The organism is Microcoleus sp. Pol17C6, assembly GCF_036701145.1.
In the GTDB taxonomy this organism is placed as follows: domain Bacteria; phylum Cyanobacteriota; class Cyanobacteriia; order Cyanobacteriales; family Microcoleaceae; genus Microcoleus.
Map to the genome: position 1 here is coordinate 1 of NZ_JAUBQH010000082.1, position 25360 is coordinate 25360.

Consider the following 25360-nt stretch of genomic DNA (forward strand, 5'->3'; position numbering starts at 1 on the left):
TAGCATTGCACCTTTAATTTCAGGATCTGGCTTATTAATCTGTATCCTGAGCTACTATTTAACGTGCGCTTACCCTGATTACCAGGGGTATATAAGCAGTGCGCCAAGGTGTATACAGACATGTGGGAGGCGTATGAAAAGGTAGTGCCAAGCAAAAGGCATTTTGCGGTAGGAAAGGAGACCGGATTAACGAATTATATTGAAAGGCTCAACAACACGTTAAGACAGAGAATATCAAGGTTAGTGAGAAAAACCTTATCATTCTCGAAAAAGCTAGAAAATCATATCGGGGCAATCTGGAACTTCATCCACGAATATAACCAACAAGTCAGAAAAAAAATGGGGATTGCATAACAAGATCGATTGTTTTTCTCTGTCCTTTACAAAAAATGACTACCAAGAGTAATATTACGTTGTTTCCACTCTTCAAGTTTGTAGACAATAGAATCACTGGTATGAAGAGAAGCTTGATCTGTGACAATCACCGTTGGCTTATGTAGTGTGGGGAAAAAAGCATCCATACAGGCAATAACCATATCAGAGTTAATACTTTGAGATGAAATATAAGTTTCAAGATGGTTATTTCGCTTCAGGATTCCTAGTACATTCATTCGCTGACTACGACGACTAGGAATTGTTAAATATTCTCCGATATCCTGCCAACCATAGGGAACACAAGGAATCAAAGAAAATCCCATTTCATCCAAGTAAGATAAATCAATTTGACCTTCATCATCCAATCGCTTTAATTCTTCTAATTGTGCTTTTTTATCTTGATCTTCCTGGGAGAAATGCTTTCCTGCCATTTCTTTACGAAGGAGATGCCAACTCATCTTCAGATTTTTTAGTATTCTTTGAATTGTGTTTGGACTAGGACTTATGCCCCAGGCCTCTTGAACTTTTTGGCTAACCGTTTTTAATTGCCTTGGTTCTTGTTTAGCCCACTCTTTAATTTGGGCTTTTTGCGAAGCGTTAAATAGTGGCTTAGAACCTCTTCCTGGTTTATTATAAATTCCTACTATTCCCTCTACTTCCTACCGATTGAACCAGTTATAGAAGGTCTTATAACTTATTTTAAAAATATTCATCAACTCTATTTTTTTTACTCCTTGCGAAGCTAATATGAGGCAATGTGCTCGCGTGACGTACCTGATGATGTCTGCTTTGGCGATAAATTCGCTCTAGCAACTTAGACTAAAGAGGATTTATTTCCCTGATAAACATTATATGAAATTGTAATTAACTCATAATTTTGCCTGGAATAAGCTTTTACGCATTTAAATTGAATCCAGAGACGGGCAGGATGCCCGTTCCACAATAATTGTAGAAAAATTGACTCTCAAATTAGATGCACAACAGCTTATCATTCTACTATGTATTTGTGTAATTAATTCTGTATAACTACTTAGCACCACCACACTACAAGAAACTACATAGAAAATTAGTCGGCTCTAACTGTAGCATATTTGGGGTTAAAGTTAAGATGCGTCTACCCTGCGGTTTCAACAGCCGAGTCCCTAAGTTTATATTGCTTCTTGCATCTTGCATCTTCCATCTTCCATCTTCCTTCTGTTCAATCACGCAAAGCGAGGCAAAATATGTGCTAGGGAAGACTGTTGAAGTGGAATTTCTATCGCAAATTCTGCTCCTTTGCCCGGTTCCGAAAAGCACTTCAATGCCCCGCCGTGTTGGTTGACAATAATTTCATAGCTAATCGACAGTCCTAAACCCGTTCCTTGGCCGACAGGCTTAGTAGTAAAGAAAGGGTCAAACAACCGCTTGCGAACATCTTCTGTCATCCCCGGGCCGTTGTCAGAAATTTTAATTATTACCTTTTTTTTCTCAATTAACTCCGTGCGAATCCGAATCGTAGGAATCAGGCGGCTAGACTTAGAAAGTGAAGATTGAGTCGTTGTACAAGACTGATTTTGGTCGCCTAAGTGGCAATTTTGAGGGTTTTTTTTATCGACATTTTCGTATTTATGAGACTCAACCAGAGCGTAAATTGCATTAAGTAAAATATTCATAAATACCTGATTGAGCTGTCCGGGATAGCACTGCACCAGCGGCAAGTCGCTGTATTCTTTGTGAATTTCGATCGCCTCCTGCCCCGGTTTCCCTTTAAGCTGGCTTTGCAACAGCATAATCGTGTTGTTGATACCGTCGTGAATGTTGACCTGCTTCATTTCAGCTTCGTCTAATCTGCAAAAATTCCGCAGCGACAAAACGATGTCGCGCACTCTTTCTGCACCTTGCTGCATAGAATTTAAGACTTTCGGCAAGTCTTCTAGCAAATAATCGAGTTCGATTTTTTCGGCTTCCGCTTCAATTGCTGCGATGGGTTCGGGACAGTGCTGTCGGTAGATGTCGAGCATCCGCATTAAAGCTTGCGTGTACTCTTGAGCGTGGTATAAATTGCTAGATATAAAGCCGATCGGATTGTTAATTTCGTGAGCTACTCCTGCAACTAGCTGCCCCAAAGAAGACATTTTCTCTGTTTGAATTAGTTGAGTTTGAGTGCGCTGAAGTTCCAGCAGGGCAAGTTCGAGCTGTTGGGCTTGATGTCTTAATTGCGCTTGCGACTCGCGCATCGCCACTGTTGACAACTCGTGAATTTGCAACTGAGAAAGCAGCAGTTGGTGTACGTCTAAAAGTTTGTAAGTTTCCGGTTCGACTTGTACTACAATGGGTTCGTGGATTAATTCGGGCGATCGCTCCAAAGACTGCCGCACTGCAGTCATAATTGAGGTTTCGCGATCGAGAACCAACATATCAGTTTTAGTAAAGCGGTAGAGTATCAACAAAGGCTGTTGAGAAAATAACTCCAAGCTGTAGGGGCGGCTCATGTGTTCAAAAAAACGCCGCCGCGAAATCATCCCTGTAAACTTTCCTTTCTGAGTGATGATGATCCCGGGAAGTAAAGGGTTTGCCTGAAAAATTTTAGCAACTTCGTCCCCCGGACACTCAGACTCTAGGAAAAAATCGTAGAGGGTTAATTCCTGTAGAGTCGATCGCAAACCAAGCGGCGATTTTAGGGGACTCAACCCGTCAGTTTCATACACTGCTCCCTCCTTTGGTAATTGGCAGTTGTGGTTGGCTGCTGGAGTCTTGCCTACTATTTAGAAGGCCTTTTCAACTCTTTTTATAGCTTGGTCATCAACTTCCCTCTGCTCCCTCGAATCCAGTTAATTCAGCAGGACTATTTTTTGCCTTAAATCGTGCTGGTGTCCCCCGAAAATATATTGCAGGTTAGATTGATTTAACCGCAGACACCCCTTTGAAACCTGACTATGTATTGAATTTTATATATCCAAGATTTTACTAATCCGAATATAACAGTCATAACTATTTTTAATGTTTGATGACATTAATTTGGTTCAGATGGATAGACATCTGGGACTTGTGGCAGTACATTTCGCATTACCCCTTGCGTAAAATTATATTACAATAAGACAAGAATAGCGACAAATCGGCAGCCGATCGGGCGATTTTAAAATTCAGGCAAAACAGGTTTCCGGCAATTGCTAATAAATCTCAATTGTCAGTTTTTTGCACAAATTGCCGATCGCACTCAACCTGGGGATTGTATTGTAGGTTGTCTCCGAGCCAGGGACAGCCGATGGCGAGCAATTTGTCAAGTTGGGCAGCTTATACTTTACTCGCATCGAGCCTCCAAAGCTTCACCGACGAATTTTTCCCAGGAGATGCTAAAGTTGTGCGATCGCAAATAAAACTCACATTCCACACATCCCCTTAATGTGCCTTAAAAGTTTCCACAGAAGTACCGTCGGGCCACCAACTTGAGATTCAAACTCTGTCGCTGGCAACTCCGACACGGAGAATCAAGAGGAAGCAGAAAGAAATAAATTTATTTTACCCGACTTTTCCCCACCAACTTCAACTTCAATTTCAGGAAGTTGGTTTGGTTACGATAATATTTCGAGCATTATTATTTCTCCTCCCCCTTGATTTTAGGCAATTCTCATTAGAAACTCTAAGATGTTGATTTGAGGAACATCGGGGCGTCGGGTTTGGTTGGGCGATCGCACTGAGTTAAATTCAAATGACATTTGAGGAAAGTAAGCGACGGTTTCCATGTGCGGTTTCCCGAATAAGAGGTTGTAACTCTATACACGGCGGGACGATCGTACTTTCAGTACAATGTCACTATTTCAACCGGTACACCTGTTGAGTCTGAGTCTGTGAGAGTGTGAAAGTCGCTCTCATCCTTTGGCTATCTGAATTGGAGGTTTTTCAAGGGTGGGGCGACGCGAGGACCAGAAGCAGACAGTTAACTAAACTGCACAAGGAGAGAGGGACAGATGGGATAAGCCCAGAAGCGAGAGAGTGAGTGAATTTTCATCATCATACCTTCATAAAATCACGACAGCAGCACCAAGATCACCCAAAAGAATGATTGATTCAAAAAAAGTTGCGTGTTATAATTCAATATAATTCTATACAAAAATACTTTTACCTAAAAGGAGAACAAAAAATGGACACACCTACAGATCGCGAACAAGAACCAGTCGGGACAAGAGAACTCGAATCAATACCTGTATCTGAAAAAGTTTCTTCCCAAAAAGTTAGTGAGGTTAATTTTGAAACAACTCCTTTAGAAACCCCAGCTTATACTCAGCAAAAAGTTAGCGTCGAGGAGGTGAAAATTAACGGCGACGATTTGGTTGCTAAAGTTAAAGAACTGATTCACGAAGGAAATATCCGACGCATCATTATCAAAAATGAAGAGGGACGGATCTTGGTAGAAGTTCCTCTGACAGTGGGAGTAGTCGGTGGAGTGATTGGTGCGGCCTTGTTTCCAGTCATTGCAGCAGTAGGAGCGATAGGTGCATTAGTTGCTCACATGACTATCATCATTGAAAGAACCGAGTAAAAAAAAATTCAGTTGTTAGTAAGGCTTCTGTCCGGTTAATTTCCCGTAATAAAGCTTGTTGGTCGTGAGTACGACTATCCTCTCTTGATGGAGAAGAAAAAACTTGCCTTGATTACTAAAAACTTAATTGTGGCTATTTAACCGGATTTAAACAAATTTCAAGCATAAAGTGGCTTGATGAATAGAAAGCTAGTAACTCTTACTACTCCCTTCTCTTGTTTCCAGATTTCTCTGATGAATTGTCTTCCCACTCCGACGGTAAAGTTGCCACTTGTAAGGGTGTCATGAATCATCTATAACAATCCTCGCAGCATTTGTGAATTTATTACTTCCTCTCCGCAACTTCGGGGAGGATTGGGGTGGGTTCAAAAATTTACGACTCCTGCGATTGCTATATGCTTGCAGAGCAAGCATTATAAATAACTCATTTAGCCGGTCTTCTTTGTTGAAGTCCGGCTAATTCTATTCCTTTGGGGACTCTGGCAATCACTCTGAGGGTAGAGCCTGCTTAATACCTTGGCCCGTTATATTTAATACAGATGAAGGAGAAACCAACAGTTCTCTAAACTCCCTAAGCAGAAAGCTGTTAAGCATTTAAACTGGTATGAGCCAAACACCCAACGCTTACACCTGAATCTTGACAGTAAATCAAAATAAGTGATTTAACTGCTCAACAGCTGAGCTCAAGTTTTCAAACCAGAGAATCTCCTAGAGACAAATATTTTTTGAATAATTGTGGCTAAGATAATTATGAAACCTAACGAAGAAAATAGCTCTAGCCGTGAAATTCATCAAGAAGTTCACACAGATGCAACTAACGGTCACGTCAGTACAACGCGAACCACTACAAATGTTCCGAGTACAACGGGTAAGGCTTCTAAAGAAGCAGCTCATCACCAAGGTTATGTACAGGGTGAAATGGCCGAAAACCACCGCCAAGTTGGAGTCCAAGAAGTCCGGGATAACGAGAATGCTGGTCGCGGGTTACTGTTAGGGATTCTTCTGGCTTCTTTGGTAGGCTTAGTTCTGGGCAGTGTATATTACTTCAATCGGGGCGAGGAGGCTCCTACTCCTACCGCTGCTCCTGTGATTGTTGTACCGAAAGCAAATCAGCCTTCAGCAACACCAGCTCCGACTAGGACTATAGAGAGAGAAAAAACGATCATTCAAAAGATTGTTCCGGTTCCGGTTCAACCATCTCCTGTTCAAAAAGCTACGCCGGCTCCTCAACCAAGTCCAGCTCAACAGGCAACTCCGGCTCCTCAAACAAGTCCGGCTCCCAATATCAATATTACAATTCCAAATTCACAGCAGCAAGATGCACCCGCTCGACAAGCAGCGCCGTCTCCATCTTCGCCGTCAAATAACACCGATAGTACGGTTCCGAATTCGCAGAGGGAGCCAGCTTCCACTTCGCCAACTCCAGCACCTGAGAGTTCAGCTACTCCATCTCCAACTCAAGGTGAGGGCGCTTCTGGAGCAGGTACGAGCGGCTCAACTAATACCGAAAGCCAGAGCGATTCTAATCCTACGGATACGGCTGTACCTGAGAGCAACTCCGGCGCAGAGGGTGCGACTGGTTCACCGCAATAGAAGTTTGATGTCGAATTAGTCCGCCTGGGGTTCAAACCCCAGACTCATAGCTAAAGTCCTTTAAAGAGGACTTTTTTTTATGGTTTAAACTGAAATCTTGCACCATTGTCAATAAGTCTGCTATGGGCGGGCTCTCTTCCCAAACACCTACTCCCCACAAGAAAACTCATTCTTTGTGGAAGGGGCCCCAGAGCCCGTTATTGAGAATGGTGCAACATCTCAGACTAACCGGACATTGTGGCTGAACTCAAGACACCAGGTTTCTGCGATGGGAAACGTTTTAAGATGGTGCCAACCTATCCTAAGAAACTGTTTGGTGAACTAATTTAACTTTCCCTAAAGCCGTCTTTCTGCTATCAAAGAGTTTCATCACGCCGGAGGAGATGGTCTCGATGACATCGGGAGCGCAGTAAGAGAGAAACTCTTCCGAAGAAGTAGGATCTGCAAAAAACTCTTGAGCTTTCTTCAAAAAGTTTTCTGTTTCAGCAAAGCCGATAGATTTGATAATAAACGTAGAAACCGGAGAGTTTTTAATATCATAGCGCGATTCTTGATTGCGTCCTATTTCTAGCAGGTCTAACACTTCTCTTTGCAACTGACTGTCTAACGGGTAGGCGCTCTGTCTGTTGGGCAAGTAATCCTCCAAAACCGATGTTTTAAATCCTGGTGTACGCAATTCTCCCATCATAGTTGAAAGTGGAATATCGCGCCCCAAACGGTAGGAAAGAGCTTCTAAAATAGCGATAGTAATTAGCTTGACCCCCAGATAAAGTTTAGCAACTTCGATATTTTTGCGAGTTCGGGCAATCAGGTTAGCGTAGGTTTCATCGTCCGGCTCTTGCATAAACTGCTGGAAAACCAGTTCGGGTTTGAGGAAGTTCAAAAATCCTTCCATTTTTTGCAGAGACCTGCGATATCCGGCAACAGTATAGGAATTAACATTGGTCAATTCGTGGTTGGTTTCTGGCATCAAATTCCAGGTATTGTCTAAGAAATTAGAGGAATTTGGAGAGGCAAAATTCTCGACATCTCTATTTGCTAACCTGACAGCACGCTTGACAAGTTCTACGATTTCTGCAGGGCTCCATCCCAAGTTAAAATCGCGATTTATACTTACCAAACGCTGGTGCAAAATTTCGATCGCGCTCAAACCGCTGGGCGCAACCGGACGAAAAGGGATAGTAGCTTCGATGCAAGCTGTTATCTCAGCGATCGTACTAGCTGGCAAAAAAGGCTCCAAAGATTTGGCAGCAATAACGGCACTCAAAAATTCGTTTTGGCCGCCAAACGGAGAGAGAGTCTTGCCGGGAATAAACCCAAATACTGAGGCCACTAGCTGATACATGGCATCGTCGGGCAGTTCGGTTTCATCTCTAATAACTAACTGCGATCGCACCTCTTTGACAAAAGGACAAAGGGCGCTGCTAATATTGAAACTAACGCCCTGATCGACTTGCACGTACACGAGGTCGTGAAACAGCGCAGCCAGCACCTCGATCGGATCGACTGACCCCCCGACCTCAAAAATGTGTTCCGACGTGTGAAAGTAGCGCCAAGGCCCTCTCATCGTTTGAATGATTAGCTCAGCTATCTGCTCCAGCTTTGGAATGTCTACTCGACCTCCCAATTGCTCGATCGAGCTTACCAAGCAATCCAAGCACCGTTTTTGTTCTGCCAAAAGCTCCATTTACACACCTCCAGTGCATTCCCTGATTGTCTTGCGCTTGATTGCATGGTATCAAAACGCGCTGCGATCGTGCCATGATTCGTCACTCAAAAATCTTAAATTTTAGGGTGATACAGGGAGAGGGGGCCAGGGAAAGAGGAAGAGGGAGGAAGAGGGAGGGAGAGCGAGGGAGAGCGAGAGCGGGAAATTAAATATTAAAAATTCTGCCGTTGTGAAGATTCGCGCAACTTGGGTGATCGGTATCATAAATTACAGTAAAAATGACAAAAAGTGGGTAAAAAATTGATTAATTTTTGATGAAATTATGAGGGATTTTTGACAAAAGCTGGGGGTGGGTGGCATTGACACCAGCTTCAAGCTGCGGTGGTATAGATACTGCGTGTGGCCTCAGAATAAGATTCGTAGACCTGCTGATAAAACTCTTGATATTTGCGCTGATACACTTCTGTTGATTAGCTTTCGGGCATTTGGTCTAAAGCTTCCTCGATCGCCACTTTAACTGCTGCCTTGGTTTGCTGTCGCTTCCCCCAATATAACACTAACAGAACTTACGCAACTGTCACCAGTGATCCTGGCACCATGCAGCACACAATCAGACAATAAACATAGGAACATCGGGGCGTTTCACTGGCTCAATTAAATAATTGGACAACATCAATCGAGCTTAAATACGCCCTTAACCCCTTAGTCCCCCTCTGCTGGGACTTCGTAGGTTTAGAAATGATTTAAATCGCCGAATCAACTGTTAGATCCCTAACTTCTTTAAGAAGTCGGGGCTCGGGTTATTGTGTCTTTTGAGCCGTTGCTGACTTACTGCATCCGATCGATCGTCCGATACTGCACCGCCTCCCCCACATGATTCGTTTTCAAGCTTTCATCCCCCGACAAATCAGCAATAGTTCTAGCAACCTTCAAAATGCGATCGCTAGCCCTCGCCGACAGCCCCAACTTCCGAATCGCCATCTCCAATAAATTCCGAGAAGCCTCATCCAACTGACACCATTTGTTAATATGGCTGCTTTGCATTTCCGCATTACAGCGCAAACTAGATTCCGACTGAAAACGGCGAGTTGCGAGCTCTCGCGCCCGCTGCACCCTCACCCGCACCGGTTCCGACTCTTCCCCCGTCGGCTGTCGCGTAATTTCTTCGGGTTTCAAACGATTAACCGCCACTTGTAAATCGATCCGATCCATCAAAGGCCCCGAAAGTTTTGCCCAATATTGCTCCCTCTTTTGCGGCGAACAAGTACACTGTTGGATCGAATCGCCGTAATAACCGCAAGCGCAAGGATTCGTACTTGCCACTAATGTAAATTGAGCCGGAAACATCACCGATTGTCTAGTTCTAGAAATCGTCACATAACCATCTTCCAGCGGTTGCCGCAAAAACTCCAAAACATCTCTTTTAAACTCAGTTAATTCATCCAGAAAAAGTATGCCGCGATGTGCTAAAGAAATTTCACCCGGACGCGGAAAACTGCCGCCACCTACCAAAGAAGGGCCGGATGCCGAATGGTGAGGACTGCGAAAAGGTCGATCGCCCACCAAGCTTCCCTTATCCTTCAACAACCCCGCCACCGAATGAATTTGAGTCACATCCAAAGCTTCATCAAAAGTCAGCGGCGGCAAAATACCCGGCAAACGCCTCGCCAACATAGTCTTACCGCTCCCTGGCGGCCCCACAAAAATTAAATTGTGTCCCCCCGCAGCCGCAATTTCCAAAGCCCGCCGCGCGTGAATTTGCCCCTTTACATCCTTTAAATCTAAACCCGGAAACCGCGTTTTTGCTAACTCTTCTCGACCGTTTACTTCTACAGGCGAATAAGCTTCAGGATTGTTCAAAAAATCAGTAACTGCAAAAATATTCTCAAAACCATAAACAGATATTCCGTGCACCAAAGCCGCTTCTTGCGCGTTACCAGCCGGTACAACCAACCCTGAAATACCCATTTTTTGAGCAGCAGCAGCGATCGGCAAAACCCCAGCCACAGGCCGCAAACTCCCATCTAAAGAAAGTTCCCCTAAAAACAAATAATCTCCCAAAAGTTCAGCGCTGACTTGTTCCGATGCTGCTAAAATGCCAATGGCGATCGGCAAATCAAAACTCGGCCCCTCCTTCCGCAAATCCGCCGGAGTCAAATTAATCACAATACTCCGCATCGGAAAACCATATCCCGAATTTTTTAGCGTAGCCTTAACTCTTTCTTTAGCTTCTTGCACCGCAGAATCTGGCAACCCCACAACCACAATTTTCGGTAGCCCCCCCGACACATCAGCCTCCACACCAACCTTTACCGCGTCAATTCCAACGATCGATGCACTCCACACCCTAGCAAGCATTTTTCTTTATCCTTAATTTGCCTGTCCTTGATTCATCATCTATTATGATTAACAATGACTAATGAATATCGGAAGAGGCAAGAAAAACTTTTCCTTGCCTCTTCTTTTTCTCCTCTTCCTTCTCTCCTGCTGGGTCTTCCCTCTTCCCTCTTCCCGACATCCGTTACATCCGTTACATCCCGTACATTGCTCGTTGCCGAACTTCGTTAACACCCATGACAACTCAAGAAACGCTTTTCAGCAAAATCATCCGCAAAGAGATTCCGGCAGACATCGTTTATGAAGACGACTTGGCCCTCGCGTTTAGAGATATCCATCCGCAAGCGCCCGTCCACATTCTCGTCATTCCCAAACAGCCTATTGCCAAATTAGCCGATGCCGAGTCGGAAGATCATGCTCTCATGGGACACTTGCTGCTGACTGTCAAGCGCGTAGCAGAACAACTCGGACTTAGCAACGGCTATCGCGTCGTCATTAATAGTGGCAGCGACGGCGGCCAAACTGTAGACCACCTGCACCTTCACATTCTCGGCGGTCGGCAGATGAAGTGGCCCCCAGGCTAAAGCCTAATTTTTACGCATAACTTACGGACTCATCCTCAGAAGCTCGGTTTATTTCTATTGCCAAGCGCCTTAGAAACCGGGTTTCTTTTTTCGTCAATAAACCCGGTTGATTGGAGATTATTGAGAATGCAGCCCGATGATCGCACGATAAACCTGGTTTTCAGTATTCTCCCGATACAAATTTACCCTCGCAGAATCCACCGGTTATATGTGAATTAATATTAAAAATCATCTCTTCACGACCTAATTAAGAAATATTTAAATAGAAAGAGAATCGACATGAACAAAAATAATGTGCTTTAACTGCTGAACCAACCTACAGGCAATAGATTCTGTTCTTGTGGTCGCTGTATATAACCCGTTGAATGTGTAATTTTAATTTGTAAAAAACTACAAATATTTACGAAATATCAAGTTTTTGTAAAAGTTTGTAAAATGTTTAAATTGTCAACAGTAATCCCTTGGCAAACTTTAGTGAATAGTGTTACTAATATAAGCGTGGGGCATTCCCACAACGAACCTTGAAAATTCAATTAAGCCATCATAAACCAAATGACAACAACCGTACAGCGTCGCGAAAGCGGCAACGTTTGGGAACGGTTCTGCGAGTGGGTAACTAGCACTGACAACCGGATTTACATCGGTTGGTTCGGCGTCTTGATGATTCCCACCTTGCTGAGTGCCACCATTTGCTACATCATCGCCTTCATCGCTGCTCCTCCAGTAGACATCGACGGCATCCGCGAACCAGTTGCTGGTTCCTTGATGTACGGTAACAACATCATCACAGGTGCTGTTGTTCCTTCATCGAATGCGATCGGGCTTCACTTCTATCCCATCTGGGAAGCAGCTTCCCTCGATGAATGGTTGTACAACGGCGGCCCCTACCAATTGGTAGTTTTTCACTTCCTCATTGGCGTTTTCTGCTACATGGGTCGTGAATGGGAATTGTCCTACCGTTTAGGTATGCGTCCTTGGATCTGCGTCGCTTACTCTGCACCAGTTGCAGCAGCCACCGCAGTATTCTTGATTTACCCGATCGGACAAGGCAGCTTTTCTGACGGTATGCCCTTGGGTATCTCCGGTACATTCAACTTCATGATCGTGTTCCAAGCCGAGCACAACATCCTGATGCACCCCTTCCATATGTTGGGAGTTGCTGGTGTCTTCGGCGGTGCTCTGTTCTCCGCCATGCACGGTTCCTTGGTAACATCTTCTTTGGTTCGCGAAACAACCGAAACTGAATCTTTGAACTACGGTTACAAATTCGGTCAAGAAGAAGAAACCTACAACATCGTTGCAGCCCACGGCTACTTCGGTCGGTTAATCTTCCAATACGCGAGCTTTAACAACAGCCGTTCTTTGCACTTCTTATTAGGTGCATGGCCCGTTGTCGGTATCTGGTTTACCTCTTTGGGTATTTCCACGATGGCGTTTAACTTGAACGGTTTCAACTTCAACCAATCGGTTATCGACTCGCAAGGTCGCGTCATCAACACTTGGGCTGATGTGATCAACCGCGCTAACTTGGGTATGGAAGTAATGCACGAGCGCAATGCTCACAACTTCCCTCTCGACTTGGCTGCTGGTGAAACAACTCCCGTAGCTTTGGTTGCTCCTTCTATCAACGGCTAAATTTAGCTTTTGATTTAACAAAAAGCGCTCCTAGAAATAGGGGCGCTTTTTGTTTTGGCAAGTAGAATTTGAGAGATTTTTTTCTGTTAAATCCGTTAAATCCCATACCCTGCGCGTTGCCCAGCTTCCTTCTTCCGGATTAATCTGATATATTAATTAGGAATTATTATTTTTGGCAATCATCAAAGTGGCGATATTTAACAGGCACAAATTTGAAAAACTCGTGGTTCATAAATCCAAAACATTAGCCTGGGCGATCGCATTTTTCAGCGGCATTTTGATGGCATTGACAACCGCACCAGTAAATGCTTGGCTATTGGCTTGGGTAGCATTAGCTCCCCTGTGGATTTTGGTTGTTAGTTATGAAAAGCCAAAAATAGAAGAACAAAAACAAAAATTTCTCTTTCTTCCTTCTTTCCTCAACATCCATCCGTTACATCCGTTACAGAATCCGTTGCCGAACTTCCTTCTTCCTTCACTCTGGGGAATTGGCTATCACGGATTAGCTTTATCTTGGATTATGGGAATTCATCCGATGACTTGGTTGGGAGTTCCTTGGTGGCCGAGTTTGGCGATCGCACTTTTTTGCTGGGCATTTATCACCCTCTGGGGAGCCGCCTTAGTCGCCGTTTGGGCGTGGCTATTTGTAATTCTCAACTCCCTAACTTTACCAGACAAAAATCCTATTCTTATTCTTAACTCCCCCCCTTTACAAGGGGGGGCTGGGGGGGATAAAGCTCAATTTTCAGCATTAACTCGCGTTTTAATTGGCACAGCTTTGTGGTGCGCCTTAGAAAGTATTTGGAGTACAGGTTCGCTGTGGTGGACATCCCTATCATATACGCAAAGCCCGCACAATTTAGCAATATTGCACCTCGGTCAACTCTCCGGGCCCAGCGCAGTAACAGCCGCTCTTGTAGCAGTAAATGGCTTAATCGCCGAAGCTTTTATTGAAGGAAAACACAAGAAGGAAGAAGGAAGAAGGAATAATTGGATTGCTTATATTTTGCCTGCTAGTTTGTGTTTAGTTTTGCATATTGCAGGATGGAGCTTATACAACCGCCCTTTAAATCAAGAACCTGCAAGCGCTTTAAAGATTGGCATTATTCAAGGCAATATTCCTAACGAGATTAAGTTTGATTCAGGGGGCTGGGGGCGCGCTTTGGAAGGTTACACAACTGGATACAAACAGTTAGCAGATACGAAAGTTGATGCTGTGTTAATTCCAGAGACGGCTTTACCTTTTATCTGGACAAACGAGTATCAACGTTCTACTCTTTCTTTTTACCAAGCTATTCTTGAACGCGGCGTTGTGGCTTGGGTTGGAGGATTTGGACAGCAAGAGAATAGTATCACTAACAGCTTATTGGCGATCGATCGCACTGGAGAAATTGTCGGTCGCTACGATAAACTAAAGCTAGTGCCTTTAGGCGAATATATCCCTTTTTACGAAATTTTAGGTGGGATTATTAATCGGCTTTCCCCCTTAGATGCTCATTTAGTACCAGGCAATTCTAAACAATTGTTTGATACGCCGTTTGGGCGCGCCATTGTCGGAATTTGTTACGATTCGGCGTTTGCGGAAAATTTCCGATATCAGGCGGCGAATGGAGGCGAATTTATGATCACAGCTTCCAACAATGCCCATTACAAACCGCCCATGTTGGATCAACATCACGCTCTCGATGTGATGCGGGCAATTGAGACGGATAGATGGGCAGCTATCGCAACTAATACGGGTTACTCTGCTTTTGTAAATCCTCGCGGCGAGACGGTTTGGAAGTCTGGAATTAATACCTATGAAGTCCGGGATGCTACTATTTATCGGCGGCAAACTCGGACTTTGTACGTGCGGTGGGGAGATTGGCTGACACCTGTATTGTTAGTATTGGCTGGGTTAATGCGGTTTTTTGTTAAAAATTAACCCCAAGCTTTTAGATTTTAGATTTTATCTACCCATCTAAGATCTAAAATCTAAAATCTAAAATCTAAAATCGAATGACTTTACTTATCTTTCACGTGTTCGTGAACGCTAGGAGATAAAGAAATTAAATCGTCGATATTGCGCTGCATGGCAGCACAAATATTGTCCAAAGGCAAATCATTAGCATCGTGTCCGAAGGGATTTTCTATTTCAATGCCGATTTCTTCGATGCCGAACAAAGTAAAACTAATTAAAGCCACAATAGGGCCGGTTCCCCAAGTCAAATCGTTTACCATTTGAAAGGGCAGTGCCAAGCAGTAAAGCAACAATAGTTGTTTCAGGTGAATCGCGTAAGCCAAAGGGATAGGCGTCTTCAAAATCCGCTCGCAGCCACCTAATACATCAATCATAGAGTTGAGCAACTCATTCATACCAGTTAACTGATAAACATCCACGCAATTGCGCTCGTACTGCTCGTGCATATAATCCTCAATCCAAAAGGCAATTTCTAGCGGCGGATTATTCATTGATTTGAGCTTTTGGTACTGCGCGGGGGACATTAACGGCTCCAACTCTGGATTGACTGATTGTTGCCGCAAGTGCAGTTTCATCGCCACTGCAAAGGCAGGTAACAGGCGCAGGGCTGACTTTTTTAAGTCTATATCCTGCGGGTCTTTTTCCTCAATGGCTACCCAGATTTGGCGCGCCAAATTGCGGACGTTGTTGACTAAAGTTCCCCACATTTTTCGACCTTCCCAAAATCTTTCGTAGGCTGTATTTGTCCGAAAAACTAACAGTAAACCCAGGACAATACTCGGTACAATACTCGACAAAATGGGCATGGACACCGGCAACTTTAAAAAGTGCAGCAGGGAAATAAAAACTCCAAAGCCGCCGCACAGCAAAACGCGGGGCAAAATTGAGGGAATGACAGACCCCCGAACCTGTAATGCAATTTTAAACCAAGGTGGTCGATCGCCACTCATGCAAGTCTCCTCATTAAATTAAATTAGCCCCGCCCTAGCGCGGGCAGCGCAAATGCCGGGTAAACTTAGTTCTTCGGCTGCCACCAGTCGATTGGAGATTCGAGATTTTAGATAGACTCCACAGATAAATCTCGAAGGTTTGAACTTTGGTCTAAAATTTTTTGGTCTCCACGACTGCTGTCAGCGCTTGTATCCCTATTTGGGTGCGGTGACAGCTTCCAAAAAAAGCTTTCCTACAAACAACCTTTGGATTTTACCCAAAAAACTCATCTTTACGCTCAATCTAAAACCTAAAATCTACAATCTACAATTGATTGACGCAGTGACTTAATTCGGTAAGATTAACTATGTATCTTTAAACCTCAGCTTCCGTGCAAGAGCTACCGACATCTGTGCCCCCGCATTTTCACCGATTGCCAAACCAACGGTGGCAAATTTATTCGCCTCAAACACAGCAAGCCGAACAGTTTGCTGCAGAAATCGGTTTGTCGCCCTTGCTGGCACAGGTACTGATTAACCGGGGCATCGATTCTCTCAATGAAGTGCAAGGGTTTATCGAACCGGAATCTCTGGTTTTGCCCGCGCCAATGGATGAGTTTCCAGATTTGGCTGCGAGTGTCAAATTGTTGCGGGAGGCGATTTCGGGAGGGCAAAAAATTGCGATTTGCGGCGACTACGATGCTGACGGGATGACGAGCACGGCTTTGTTGCTGCGAGCTCTCAGGGCTCTGGGCGCGAATGTGGATTATGCTATTCCGAGCCGGATGCGAGAAGGTTATGGGATTAACGATCGCATTGTAGAAGAATTTCACTCGGAAGGTGTCGCTCTCATTCTCACTGTTGACAACGGAATTGCAGCCTACGGCCCCGTTGCCAGAGCGCGAGAACTCGGTGTCAAAGTTATTATTACAGACCACCACGATTTGCCGCCAAAACTGCCCCCTGCAGATGCTATTCTCAACCCGAAATTAATTGCGGAATCTTCACCCTATCGCGGTTTGGCTGGCGTAGGCGTTGCTTATGTTTTGGCGATTACTTTGGCTCAGGATCTGCAGAAAGTGGGCGGGTTGGTGAATCCGCTGCTGGAGTTATTTACTTTAGGAACTATTGCGGATTTAGCACCTTTGACAGGAGTTAATCGGCGCTGGGTAAAGCGGGGTTTGCGGCTGTTGCCTCACTCGCAACTGGCTGGTATTCAGGCTTTGATTCAGGTGGCGGGAGTGCAACCGGGAAGTGGGGAAAGTTTACCTCTTCTGAATTCAAAAAGCCAAGCTAGCAATACGTTAAAGCCTGAAGATATTGGTTTTCGGTTGGGGCCCCGGATTAATGCTGTCGGGCGGCTGGCTGACCCTCAAATTGTCATAGAGTTGCTGACTACGGACGATCGCGAATTGGCTCTGAAAAACGCGATGCAGTGCGAACAAATCAATCAGCGCAGGCAGGAGTTGTGCCAGGAAATTGAGCAGGAAGCCATCGCTTGGTGCGAGGAAAGGGCGATAGACTTGCAGCAAGAACGAGTTTTAGTTGTCGTGCAACCGGGTTGGCACCACGGGGTTATCGGGATTGTAGCTTCTCGGTTGGTGGAACGCTACGGCGTACCTGTGTTTATTGGTACTTTTGAGGATGAGGCTGTAGGGGCGGTCGCCCATAAAATTATCAGGGGTTCGGCGAGGGGAATTCCTGAGTTTAATGTATTTGACGGGCTGAATTTTTGCGCTGATTTATTAACTAAATTTGGCGGACACAAAGCGGCTGGCGGTTTTTCTATGCCGGCCCAGAATCTCGAACAATTCCGCAATCAACTGTCAATTTTTGCTAATCAATGTTTGCAGCCGGAACACCTAAAACCGCTGGTTTCAGTTGACGTGCGAGCAGATTTGGCTGAGATTAATCTTGACCTTTACCGACAAATTGATGCTCTGGAACCTTGTGGGATTGAAAATAAGGCTCCTGTCTTTTGGACGCCTAATGTTTGCATAACTGAACAGAAAATTGTGGGGAAAGGAGGTCACGTTAAACTAACTGCAACTCAAGAGGGAAATGTATCGGCTAGTGTGAAGGCGATTGCTTGGCGTTGGGGGGAATATTTTCCTTTACCTCGGCGGGTTGATATTGCTTACCGATTGCGCGAAAATAGTTTTAATGGCAAGACATCAGTTGAGTTAGAATTGTTGGGCGTTCGGCTACCAGCAAATGCTGCTACTTCCAGGCCGCCGAGGTTCGGAAAAGTTGAGTTTGATTATTGCGATCGCACTTATTCTTGCAGTCTATCCCCTGCAGGCTCGATCGAGGAATTGAGAATTCGCAACTCTCAAGGGCAAGTTCTGGCTGTTTCACCCGGACAAAACATCGGTTTGTTAGGTAACTCCCGCAAAGATGCTAGAGAAGTCGATGTATCTCTACCTTTTTTTGAGAATTTGATTCAAACTGCTAAACACGCCCTGGGTATTTAATAACTCGGTATTTGATAGGAAAGCTCGTGCAGCAGGGAAAATTGGCCATCGAGCGTTGTGAATTTTGAATAATTTAAAACTCAAAACTCCCAACTCTCGATCGCCCCGGAGCGTGCTATAATTACAGGTCGCCGCCTTTAGCTGCCAAGAGAAAAATCACGATCGGGCCAGAAAGCACGACGGCTGCGAGTAAAGCTACCTGAACAATGAGTTGGTAGTCTACACCACCCAGACCACTGAAAAGATCGGTTATAAAGTCCATTTGTCCTCCTGACTGTAGTGATTAAGTCTAGATTGTTGAATTAGAAAATCCGCTTCTGATTTTACCGGGCGATCGACCATATTTTTTAAGGAACTTTACAAAATTCAACAAAATGTAAACTACGATCGACCTCTCAGTCACAGGAAACCAGGGACTTGATGCCCCTTCCCGGAAAGTGCCCCCAATCTAAAATCTAAAATCTAAAATCGAACCGCCCCTTCGGAATCTCCGTCTCCGGCGCTGGCAATTGATATACTTTAAGAGCCCCAATCTCCTAAAGTTTGGCATTTTCCACATAATGCTCCGAATCTAAAATCTAAAATCTAAAATCTAAAATCTAAAATCAAACTATGGCTACTTGGCGTTGCGTAAAGCAGTGCGGTGCTTGTTGTTACCTCGACCCAACAGAGCGCCCAGACTTAGACGAGTATTTATCTGAAGACGAATTAGCGCTCTATTTGAGCTTAGTCGGAGAGGACGGTTGGTGTATCAATTTTGACAGAGCGACGCGAGAATGCGGAATCTACGCCGATCGACCGCGCTTTTGTCGGGTAGACTCAGAGGTGTTTCAGGAAATGTACGGCGTTGAGCCGGCCCAATTGAACGATTTCGCGATCGAGTGCTGCTTGGAGCACATTGAAGATCTTTATGGCGATCGATCTTTGGAAATGATCCGCTTTAACTCTGAAGTCGGAATTCTCGCCTTACCTGACGGTGTTTCATAATTGCGGGATAATTTTGATTTTTTTGGGGGATGGGCCCCTGATCCCGAAGGCGTGTATTTTCACAGCAGGCGGGACACCCCACAACCATCCTCCTCAAATGGGGCAACGCCTACTACCTCACCACTAACAATCTCCCAGTTTCTCACCGGTAGAGTGTCAAAATAAACAAATCAAGGAAATATCGCGCAGTTGAGTTGAGCTATGAGTAATCGAGAGGGTTTTACAGGGGGATTTATTGCCGGAGCTGCAGTTGGCGGCTTGGTGGGTGCAGTTTTGGGTGCGGTGCTGTCGCGGCGCGCTGCTGAAGCTTTGCTGAATGAACCTTCAGACGCAAAAACCAGAAAAATCCGCCAGAGGAAAGCCAGCCAACTCGAAGCCGACAGCATGGAAGTAGCAAGGCTGAGTTTAGAAGATAAAATTGCCCAGCTTAATCAGGCAATAGATGACGTGCGGCTGCAACTCGGCGACGTAAACGGCAACGCGCCGGCGCCGGGCAGCGAGGGTTCGATCCCTCAAGACTCCTAACTCCTTTTTAAGATTTTAGATTAGTCGGGCAGATCAATGCGCGCTACTGACATCTTGCACCATTCTCGCTTCACAGGCCTTTCAGGCCTGTGAAGCCAAGAGTGAATTTTATTGTGCCGTTACTCTTCTAGCCCGCCCGTAAACAGCCTCATGCTACCCCTCTCCCCCACCTATGCTAAACTTTAAGTTAAAGTGTCTGTAAACTTTACTCAAACTTCAACGAGAATATATGAGTTATTCCATAGGCCTTTTGGCAACCACGCTGTCCACCTTTCTGCAAATCTATGTAGCCCTAATGATTTTTCGGGTGCTATTAAGCTGGTTCCCGAATATCAATTGGTACGACCCCCCGTTTTCGATTTTGAGTCAGTTAACAGATCCTTACCTGAATCTATTCCGATCAATTATCCCCCCCTTGGGAGGGATTGACTTTTCGCCACTGATTGCTTTTTTTGTACTTCAGTTCGGCTCGGAATTCTTGATCAATCTTTTGACCAGCTTGCAAACATCCTTGTAGTTTGAAAAGCTTAAGTTTTTAAGCATCGAGCGTAAATTGTTTGGCAGACGTAGCTGCAGGCAACTAAATTTTAGATTTGAGATTTTTAGATGAACTCCCCGGTTGAAAAGCTGGGGAGTTCATCGTACATGAGAAATGAGAAATTGCCAGCCACTCAACAATCTCAAATCTAAAATCTACAATCCAAAACTGCCTCGCGGTTTCACGGACAGCAAACCCAAAATCTCAAATCAGCAATCTAAAATCTCAAAGAGTTTCGTTAGCGGCGAACCACGCCAGTAAAACCTGTAGCTTTAAATTGCTTGAGCTTCAAAGGTGTTCGTTGATTGGCGGCAACCGAAATTCTGAGCTGAAAATCGCTAACTCCGGGAGGAACTTCTTCTATAGAACCCAAGCGAGTCCGGTTTTGCATCACCGGATTGTCGTCAGCATCATAAATGCGGCCGAAAATATCGGCATTGACAACTGGTTTGCCCGTGCTATTTTCAGCTTTCCCAGTAATCAAAAAGCAGGTAGCTTCCATAGAACTGCCACTGGTGACTGTTCCTTCTCCCATCTCTGCCGGACATTCGCGATAAGAAAGGTCGGAAAGTTTAATCTGCGTCAGAGCCCAAGCAGGTGGAGTAAATACCAAACTAAAAATTCCGATTAGGCAAGTAGCAAAAAAAAGGCTGATAGCTCGAAATTTCATAAATTGCGGGGCAAGTATATTTTAATTCTCAGCTTAGCGCGAATTCAGCCTCAAATTCCTACTTCTAGGAATTCGGAAAACTACAGCTACTTTTTTAAGAAATGGCATTAATCTAGACCTAAATGCTGTCGCAAGGCTTGGCGCATCACATCGACTGGGACGGATTCTTTGTTGAGCCAAATTTTTAAGGCGGCTGCTCCTTGTTGAACTAGCATTTCGAGTCCGTCAATAGCTCGCGCTCCCCGAAGCTTCGCATCTTTGAGAAACTGGGTAGGATTAGGGGTGTAAATTAAATCATAGACGATCGCCCCTGCTGAAATTCGATCGAGCGCACCCTCCCCAACCGGCGACTTTTCCCCCTGCGGATACATCCCCACAGGCGTCGTGTTCACCAACAAATCTGCCTGCGAGATTAACATTGACAAATTCTCCCAAGTATGCACCTGCAAATTATGCACGGGCATCGGAGAATTGACCCAACTCTGCTGAAATTCCGCTAAATTTTGTTCGCTGCGGCCGACAACATGAATCTCTGCACATCCCAATTGAGCGCATCCAGCCACAACAGCTCTCGCCGCCCCGCCATTCCCCAAAATTACTGCTACTTTCTGACTCCAATCGGAACCCGGAGCTCCCCCTAAATCCCCCTTAAGAAGGGGGACTTTGAGTGAATTCTCCCCCCTTTGTAGGGGCGGTGCCCCCGTGCCCGCCCTGCGGGGGGGATCTGAATCTGATTGGAAAGTTTGAAAAACCCCCGTTTGCAGCGGCGCGAGAAAGCCTTCAACGTCAGTATTTGTGCCGCACCAACCTTTGTCAGTCAGGTATACGGTATTGACTGCGCCGATCGCTCGGGCGATCGGGGAAACTTCCGACAACAGCGGTAAAATTGCTTGTTTGTGCGGAATCGTGATGCTAAATCCGCGAACGCCGATCGCAGCAAATCCTGCAAGAGCAGCTTTTAAATCCCCTGGTTTTACTGGAAACGGCAAGTAAACAAAATCGACTCCCAAGTGGGAAATAGCAGCATTGTGCATTGCCGGCGACAGAGAATGTTCGACAGGATGGCCAATTACTCCCAGCAGTTTAGTAGTGCCTTTAATCATTTTTGTTAGTTGAGTGTTGAGAGTTGACTGTTAACGGTTTAGTTTTGTTATTTCATACCAGATCCTGCTACAGTTGGGCCCTTATTCTTTCGTCGGCTAGCAGTGAACTTCGTTGGTTCAAAAGCGATTTTCCTCGCCGAGTGACTGTAAACCGTCAACTGTTAACTGTCAACTCTCAACTCTCAACTGTTTGCCGAAACTCTTTGGCGTCAGCCAAAATCGGATTGACATCAAACCAATAATCCTCGCCGTAACGGTATTCAAACACCCAGAGACTCCGCAGCAAGATTTGGTATTTAGTTTCCCCGTTCACAGTTTTGGTAGCGGATACTTGGCGCAGCAATTGCCACTCCTCCGGTTCGATCGCCAAAGTAAGCTGGTGGCGGCGCTGGATGATCACATTTTCCAAAGTTTCCCGCGACAGAGGAGGGTCTTGTTTCTGCAGACAGCCATACAGTAGTTGCAGCAAATTGCGGACATGACCGCCGCTGACTCGACACAGGCGATCGAGAGTTTCGGCAGAGTCGAAAACTTTGCCTACCAAAGCATAGCGCTGCGAAGGATGCACCGTCGGAAAAGCCCGCGCCAGAACCATCTGCCGCAGCAATTCCACACCCTCAGAGCACTCAGAACCATCGCTCAACTGCACCGGCACCATTGGCAAAACCTTCGGATCTACCCCAAATCGATTGGTCAACTGGCCCAAATCGTTAGAGAAAATCAGCACCAAAGGAATTGTATACACGACGTGGCAATTTAGTCTTGCCAACTGTTCACCGCGATCGACAAACAGGTATTCCGGCTGAAGCCGCCCCGTCGGTTTCGCGCACAGGTGTATGCGATCGAGATTGTCGATAATTACTACAAGTCCTTGTTTCCCTTGGCGTTTGAGTTCTTGATTAGCCGGCTCCAGCAACTCCTTATTAAGCGCATCTAAAATTACGTTAGTTCGCGGCTCCAAATATTGCCTCAACTCCGATCGCAGATTCGGAGCATCTTTCGCCTTAGCAGTAATTTTGCCAATTCCCAACGCCAGAGAAAATTCTCCCTCCGTGCTGGCATTTATTTCCCCAAAACCAGGGACATTAGCTTCAGCGCTCAAGTCTATTTGAGTTTGAAAAACATCAGCAACCCCTTTGAGCAAAGCTTTAAAACCCGTCGGTTGCAGCTTGATTTTCATTTTCTCGATGCTTTCGCTCACCTGACGAGCAACGCTCAACAAAATGTCAGTGATATCTACATCTGCCATGTCTAAATCTTTACTCGACTCAAAGTAAACAACATGAAATCCTTGTTGCTGCAATTGAGCTTGCAGCCGCAGCAATTCTGTTGATTTACCAGAGCCGATGTGACCGGTGAATAATTGACAGGTAGGTGCATCGGGGGACAGACGGCTGATGGTGCGCTCCAATTGTTCGACGATTGTGCCGCCTCGCACTGAAGAGAAATCGATATAGTATTGTCGGTCTTGTTGATTTGCTACTGCCAGGGTGTAGCTGGGATTGCAGGCGCTATAAAATTTCTGTAAATTTAGTTCCATACCCTGTTCCATCTTTCACAACATTATGCCCTAATAGCTTATTCATTTAGCTATTTTACTAATCCGAACAAGTTGCCCGTTTATCCTGCTGTTTGACGGGGCGCTCAATATTTTGGTACATCCCTAAACCAGCACTAAAAGATTATACTTAATTTTTGCGTATTTGGAATGAATGGAATTCACTAATACCTCTCACAACTAAGTAATTCATCGTTGTACAGCGAGCGCGACTTCATTTACATCACTGACGAAAATGTGGCAGTAATGTTCTCGGCTCAAAGTGGATTTTGGAGTACGGTTAACCGAAAAAAACAGGTAGTAATTAAGTATCTAGAAACCAGGTTTTTTAATAATACCTTCGCCATTTTCCCAGTAGGTTGGGATCTTGTGAAGCGAAACCAACAACAGATTTTAGATTGGCGATTTGAGATTTTAGATGGGAGCAAACATTTAAAATCTCAAATCTCAAATTGATGGCGTTGGGTACGAGTGCCTCAACCAACCTACTTTCTTAGAGCCTTGTGACTTATAGCAATCCTTGCAGGAGTCGTAACTTTTTTACCCCACCCCAACCCTCCCCTTACTAAGGGGAGGGAGTAAGAAATTCACAAATGATTTAGGATTGCTATAGATGTGAAGGTGTTGTTTAAGAAACCGGGTTTCTAGGCGTGATTTTTTTTCTACTTATTTTTTATCAATTCTACCATTTTGTGACCGACACGTGCTGCCGCAGCGGGGTTGTCGCCTGTGACGAGCCTGTAGCTCGCCAGAACGCCAACTTAAAAATTAGGAATTTTCGTAAAATTCTTCCCGGGCTCAATTAATTTTGGCTCCCGCAAAAACGACACTATTTCAGTCAGTACCACAGCGCCTTCCTATTCATTAGTAAAAGCAGCTACAGTCTTATTTGGAATCAGGTGGTCGCCCAATTACGAGCCGCTGGATTGACTTTAAACAGCTATGAGACCACCTTAATCAGAAGTTAAACCAACCTTATCTTGCTCTTGATGCAGGTTTAGTATGCTTTGTTTAATTCACCAGAAAAGCTCATGCAACTATCACGAAGAAAGTTTTTTACCTTAGCAGGAGCGAGTGCTGCTGGCACTTTGATGATGTCTCCTCTACAAGCGCTGTATACCAAAAAGGCGAATGGTGAATCAGTATTTGGAGGAGGATATGGGCCCCTCGTACCCGATCCGAATAAGTTGTTAGATTTACCCCGTGGGTTTCAGTATCGGGCTTTTTCACGAACGGGCGAAATGATGAGCGACGGTTCCCCTGTGCCCGGTGGTCACGATGGCATGGCGGCTTTCCCAGGTCCCCAAAACACGGTGATTCTGGTTCGCAATCACGAACTGAGTCCGAATTCTACAACACAAGTTGTGGGTTCAAATCCTTACGATCCTCTTTGCAAAGGAGGGACAACCACACTACAGGTTGGACCCAATCGTCAGCTCATCAAGCACTACGCTTCGCTTACCGGCACCTATCGAAATTGTGCCGGCGGCCCGACCCCTTGGGGTTCTTGGATTACTTGCGAGGAGGATGTCTCGACGCCGGCGACTAATAGACCTAGACCAAACGATGCGAGAAATGTATCGAAATCTCACGGCTACAACTTTGAAGTGCCGGCTCAAGCAACAACTCCTGTGAATCCCGTACCTTTAGTTGCGATGGGACGGTTTAACCATGAAGCGGTAGCCATCGACCCCAAAACCGGAATTGTCTACGAGACTGAAGACCAAAGAGATAGCCTCTTCTATCGCTTTATCCCATCTCAACGGAACAATTTAAGCGCCGGGGGCACTCTGCAAGCGCTGAAGATTAAGAATATGCCGCAGGCAACATTTGTGACAAGTTAAGAAAAAGTGCAAATTGTCAAGGGGGTAGACCAAAAAAGGTAAAATAGGATGAAACCTTTA

22 protein-coding genes and 1 pseudogene are annotated in these 25360 nt (G+C 45.2%); 12 read left to right on the top strand and 11 right to left on the bottom strand.

The window, feature by feature from the left end:
• Positions 1–78: 78 nt before the first annotated feature.
• Positions 79–354 (top strand): annotated as a pseudogene (locus QUA25_RS26230) (IS1 family transposase); the annotation flags it as partial.
• Between the two features lie 26 nt (positions 355–380).
• Here the strand turns inward: QUA25_RS26230 and QUA25_RS26235 are convergent.
• Together QUA25_RS26235 and QUA25_RS26240 are read right to left on the bottom strand one after the other, a co-directional pair.
• Positions 381–1022, bottom strand: coding sequence for an IS630 family transposase (locus tag QUA25_RS26235; RefSeq protein WP_333042376.1), 642 nt, complete (start codon positions 1020–1022; stop codon positions 381–383).
• 555 nt (positions 1023–1577) lie between these two features.
• Positions 1578–3062 carry an ATP-binding protein gene (locus QUA25_RS26240; RefSeq protein ID WP_333042348.1) on the bottom strand — a complete coding sequence of 495 codons (1485 nt, stop codon included), beginning with the start codon at positions 3060–3062 and terminating at the stop codon, positions 1578–1580.
• Between the two features lie 557 nt (positions 3063–3619).
• On the opposite strand from QUA25_RS26240, the gene QUA25_RS26245 reads away from it, so the two are divergent.
• A complete protein-coding gene (locus QUA25_RS26245) occupies positions 3620–3757 on the top strand; it encodes a hypothetical protein (protein ID WP_333042349.1) in 138 nt (45 codons plus the stop codon).
• Between the two features lie 214 nt (positions 3758–3971).
• On the opposite strand, the gene QUA25_RS26250 is transcribed toward QUA25_RS26245, so the two are convergent.
• Positions 3972–4097, bottom strand: coding sequence for a hypothetical protein (locus QUA25_RS26250; protein WP_333042350.1), 126 nt, complete (start codon positions 4095–4097; stop codon positions 3972–3974).
• Between the two features lie 398 nt (positions 4098–4495).
• Between QUA25_RS26250 and QUA25_RS26255 the strand changes: the two genes are divergently transcribed.
• Positions 4496–4894, top strand: coding sequence for a DUF4342 domain-containing protein (locus QUA25_RS26255; RefSeq protein WP_333042351.1), 399 nt, complete (start codon positions 4496–4498; stop codon positions 4892–4894).
• Between the two features lie 158 nt (positions 4895–5052).
• Here QUA25_RS26255 and QUA25_RS26260 read toward each other — a convergent pair whose 3' ends face one another.
• Positions 5053–5187 (bottom strand): hypothetical protein, encoded by a 135-nt coding sequence (locus QUA25_RS26260; protein WP_333042352.1) that lies wholly within the window; start codon positions 5185–5187, stop codon positions 5053–5055.
• 457 nt (positions 5188–5644) lie between these two features.
• On the opposite strand from QUA25_RS26260, the gene QUA25_RS26265 reads away from it, so the two are divergent.
• Positions 5645–6487, top strand: coding sequence for a hypothetical protein (locus QUA25_RS26265; protein ID WP_333042354.1), 843 nt, complete (start codon positions 5645–5647; stop codon positions 6485–6487).
• A gap of 301 nt (positions 6488–6788) precedes the next feature.
• Here the strand turns inward: QUA25_RS26265 and QUA25_RS26270 are convergent, their stop codons facing one another.
• Positions 6789–8174, bottom strand: a complete 1386-nt coding sequence (locus QUA25_RS26270) for a hypothetical protein (RefSeq protein ID WP_333042357.1) — start codon at positions 8172–8174, stop codon at positions 6789–6791.
• Between the two features lie 810 nt (positions 8175–8984).
• Positions 8985–10514, bottom strand: a complete 1530-nt coding sequence (locus QUA25_RS26275; RefSeq protein WP_333042359.1) for a YifB family Mg chelatase-like AAA ATPase — start codon at positions 10512–10514, stop codon at positions 8985–8987.
• A 215-nt stretch (positions 10515–10729) separates the two neighbouring features.
• Between QUA25_RS26275 and QUA25_RS26280 the strand changes: the two genes are divergently transcribed.
• From QUA25_RS26280 to lnt, 3 genes are all read left to right on the top strand, one after another.
• Positions 10730–11077: a histidine triad nucleotide-binding protein gene (locus QUA25_RS26280; RefSeq protein ID WP_172188364.1), complete on the top strand. Its 348-nt coding sequence runs from the start codon at positions 10730–10732 to the stop codon at positions 11075–11077.
• Positions 11078–11629: 552 nt separating this feature from the next.
• Positions 11630–12712, top strand: a complete 1083-nt coding sequence (gene psbA, locus QUA25_RS26285) for a photosystem II q(b) protein (RefSeq protein WP_333042362.1) — start codon at positions 11630–11632, stop codon at positions 12710–12712.
• A gap of 187 nt (positions 12713–12899) precedes the next feature.
• Complete coding sequence (gene lnt / locus QUA25_RS26290; protein WP_333042377.1) at positions 12900–14636, top strand: apolipoprotein N-acyltransferase; 1737 nt, start codon at positions 12900–12902, stop codon at positions 14634–14636.
• A gap of 80 nt (positions 14637–14716) precedes the next feature.
• Here the strand turns inward: lnt and QUA25_RS26295 are convergent, their stop codons facing one another.
• Entirely contained in the window at positions 14717–15622 is a 906-nt protein-coding gene (locus QUA25_RS26295) for a bestrophin family ion channel (RefSeq protein ID WP_333042363.1), read from the bottom strand.
• A 371-nt stretch (positions 15623–15993) separates the two neighbouring features.
• On the opposite strand from QUA25_RS26295, the gene recJ reads away from it, so the two are divergent.
• Positions 15994–18075 carry a single-stranded-DNA-specific exonuclease RecJ gene (gene recJ, locus QUA25_RS26300; RefSeq protein ID WP_333042365.1) on the top strand — a complete coding sequence of 694 codons (2082 nt, stop codon included), beginning with the start codon at positions 15994–15996 and terminating at the stop codon, positions 18073–18075.
• 121 nt (positions 18076–18196) lie between these two features.
• On the opposite strand, the gene psb30 is transcribed toward recJ, so the two are convergent.
• Positions 18197–18337, bottom strand: a complete 141-nt coding sequence (gene psb30, locus QUA25_RS26305) for a photosystem II reaction center protein Ycf12/Psb30 (protein ID WP_015175616.1) — start codon at positions 18335–18337, stop codon at positions 18197–18199.
• Positions 18338–18687: 350 nt separating this feature from the next.
• On the opposite strand from psb30, the gene QUA25_RS26310 reads away from it, so the two are divergent.
• From QUA25_RS26310 to QUA25_RS26320, 3 genes are all read left to right on the top strand, one after another.
• Positions 18688–19062, top strand: coding sequence for a YkgJ family cysteine cluster protein (locus QUA25_RS26310; RefSeq protein ID WP_333042368.1), 375 nt, complete (start codon positions 18688–18690; stop codon positions 19060–19062).
• A 201-nt stretch (positions 19063–19263) separates the two neighbouring features.
• Positions 19264–19587, top strand: a complete 324-nt coding sequence (locus tag QUA25_RS26315; RefSeq protein WP_333042370.1) for a hypothetical protein — start codon at positions 19264–19266, stop codon at positions 19585–19587.
• Positions 19588–19816: 229 nt separating this feature from the next.
• On the top strand, positions 19817–20104 hold the full coding sequence (locus tag QUA25_RS26320) for a YggT family protein (RefSeq protein WP_333042371.1): 288 nt from the start codon (positions 19817–19819) through the stop codon (positions 20102–20104).
• Between the two features lie 259 nt (positions 20105–20363).
• Here the strand turns inward: QUA25_RS26320 and QUA25_RS26325 are convergent, their stop codons facing one another.
• The 3 genes from QUA25_RS26325 to QUA25_RS26335 all read right to left on the bottom strand — a co-directional run bounded on the left by QUA25_RS26325 (position 20364) and on the right by QUA25_RS26335 (position 23438).
• Positions 20364–20795 carry a hypothetical protein gene (locus QUA25_RS26325; protein WP_190657424.1) on the bottom strand — a complete coding sequence of 144 codons (432 nt, stop codon included), beginning with the start codon at positions 20793–20795 and terminating at the stop codon, positions 20364–20366.
• Positions 20796–20902: 107 nt separating this feature from the next.
• Entirely contained in the window at positions 20903–21898 is a 996-nt protein-coding gene (locus tag QUA25_RS26330) for a shikimate dehydrogenase (RefSeq protein ID WP_333042372.1), read from the bottom strand.
• A 175-nt stretch (positions 21899–22073) separates the two neighbouring features.
• The gene (locus QUA25_RS26335) at positions 22074–23438 is read right to left on the bottom strand and encodes a P-loop NTPase fold protein (RefSeq protein WP_333042373.1); all 1365 of its coding nucleotides are present in this window, start codon (positions 23436–23438) and stop codon (positions 22074–22076) included.
• Positions 23439–24487: 1049 nt separating this feature from the next.
• Between QUA25_RS26335 and QUA25_RS26340 the strand changes: the two genes are divergently transcribed.
• Positions 24488–25300: an alkaline phosphatase PhoX gene (locus QUA25_RS26340; protein ID WP_333042374.1), complete on the top strand. Its 813-nt coding sequence runs from the start codon at positions 24488–24490 to the stop codon at positions 25298–25300.
• The last annotated feature ends 60 nt before the right edge of the window (positions 25301–25360 follow it).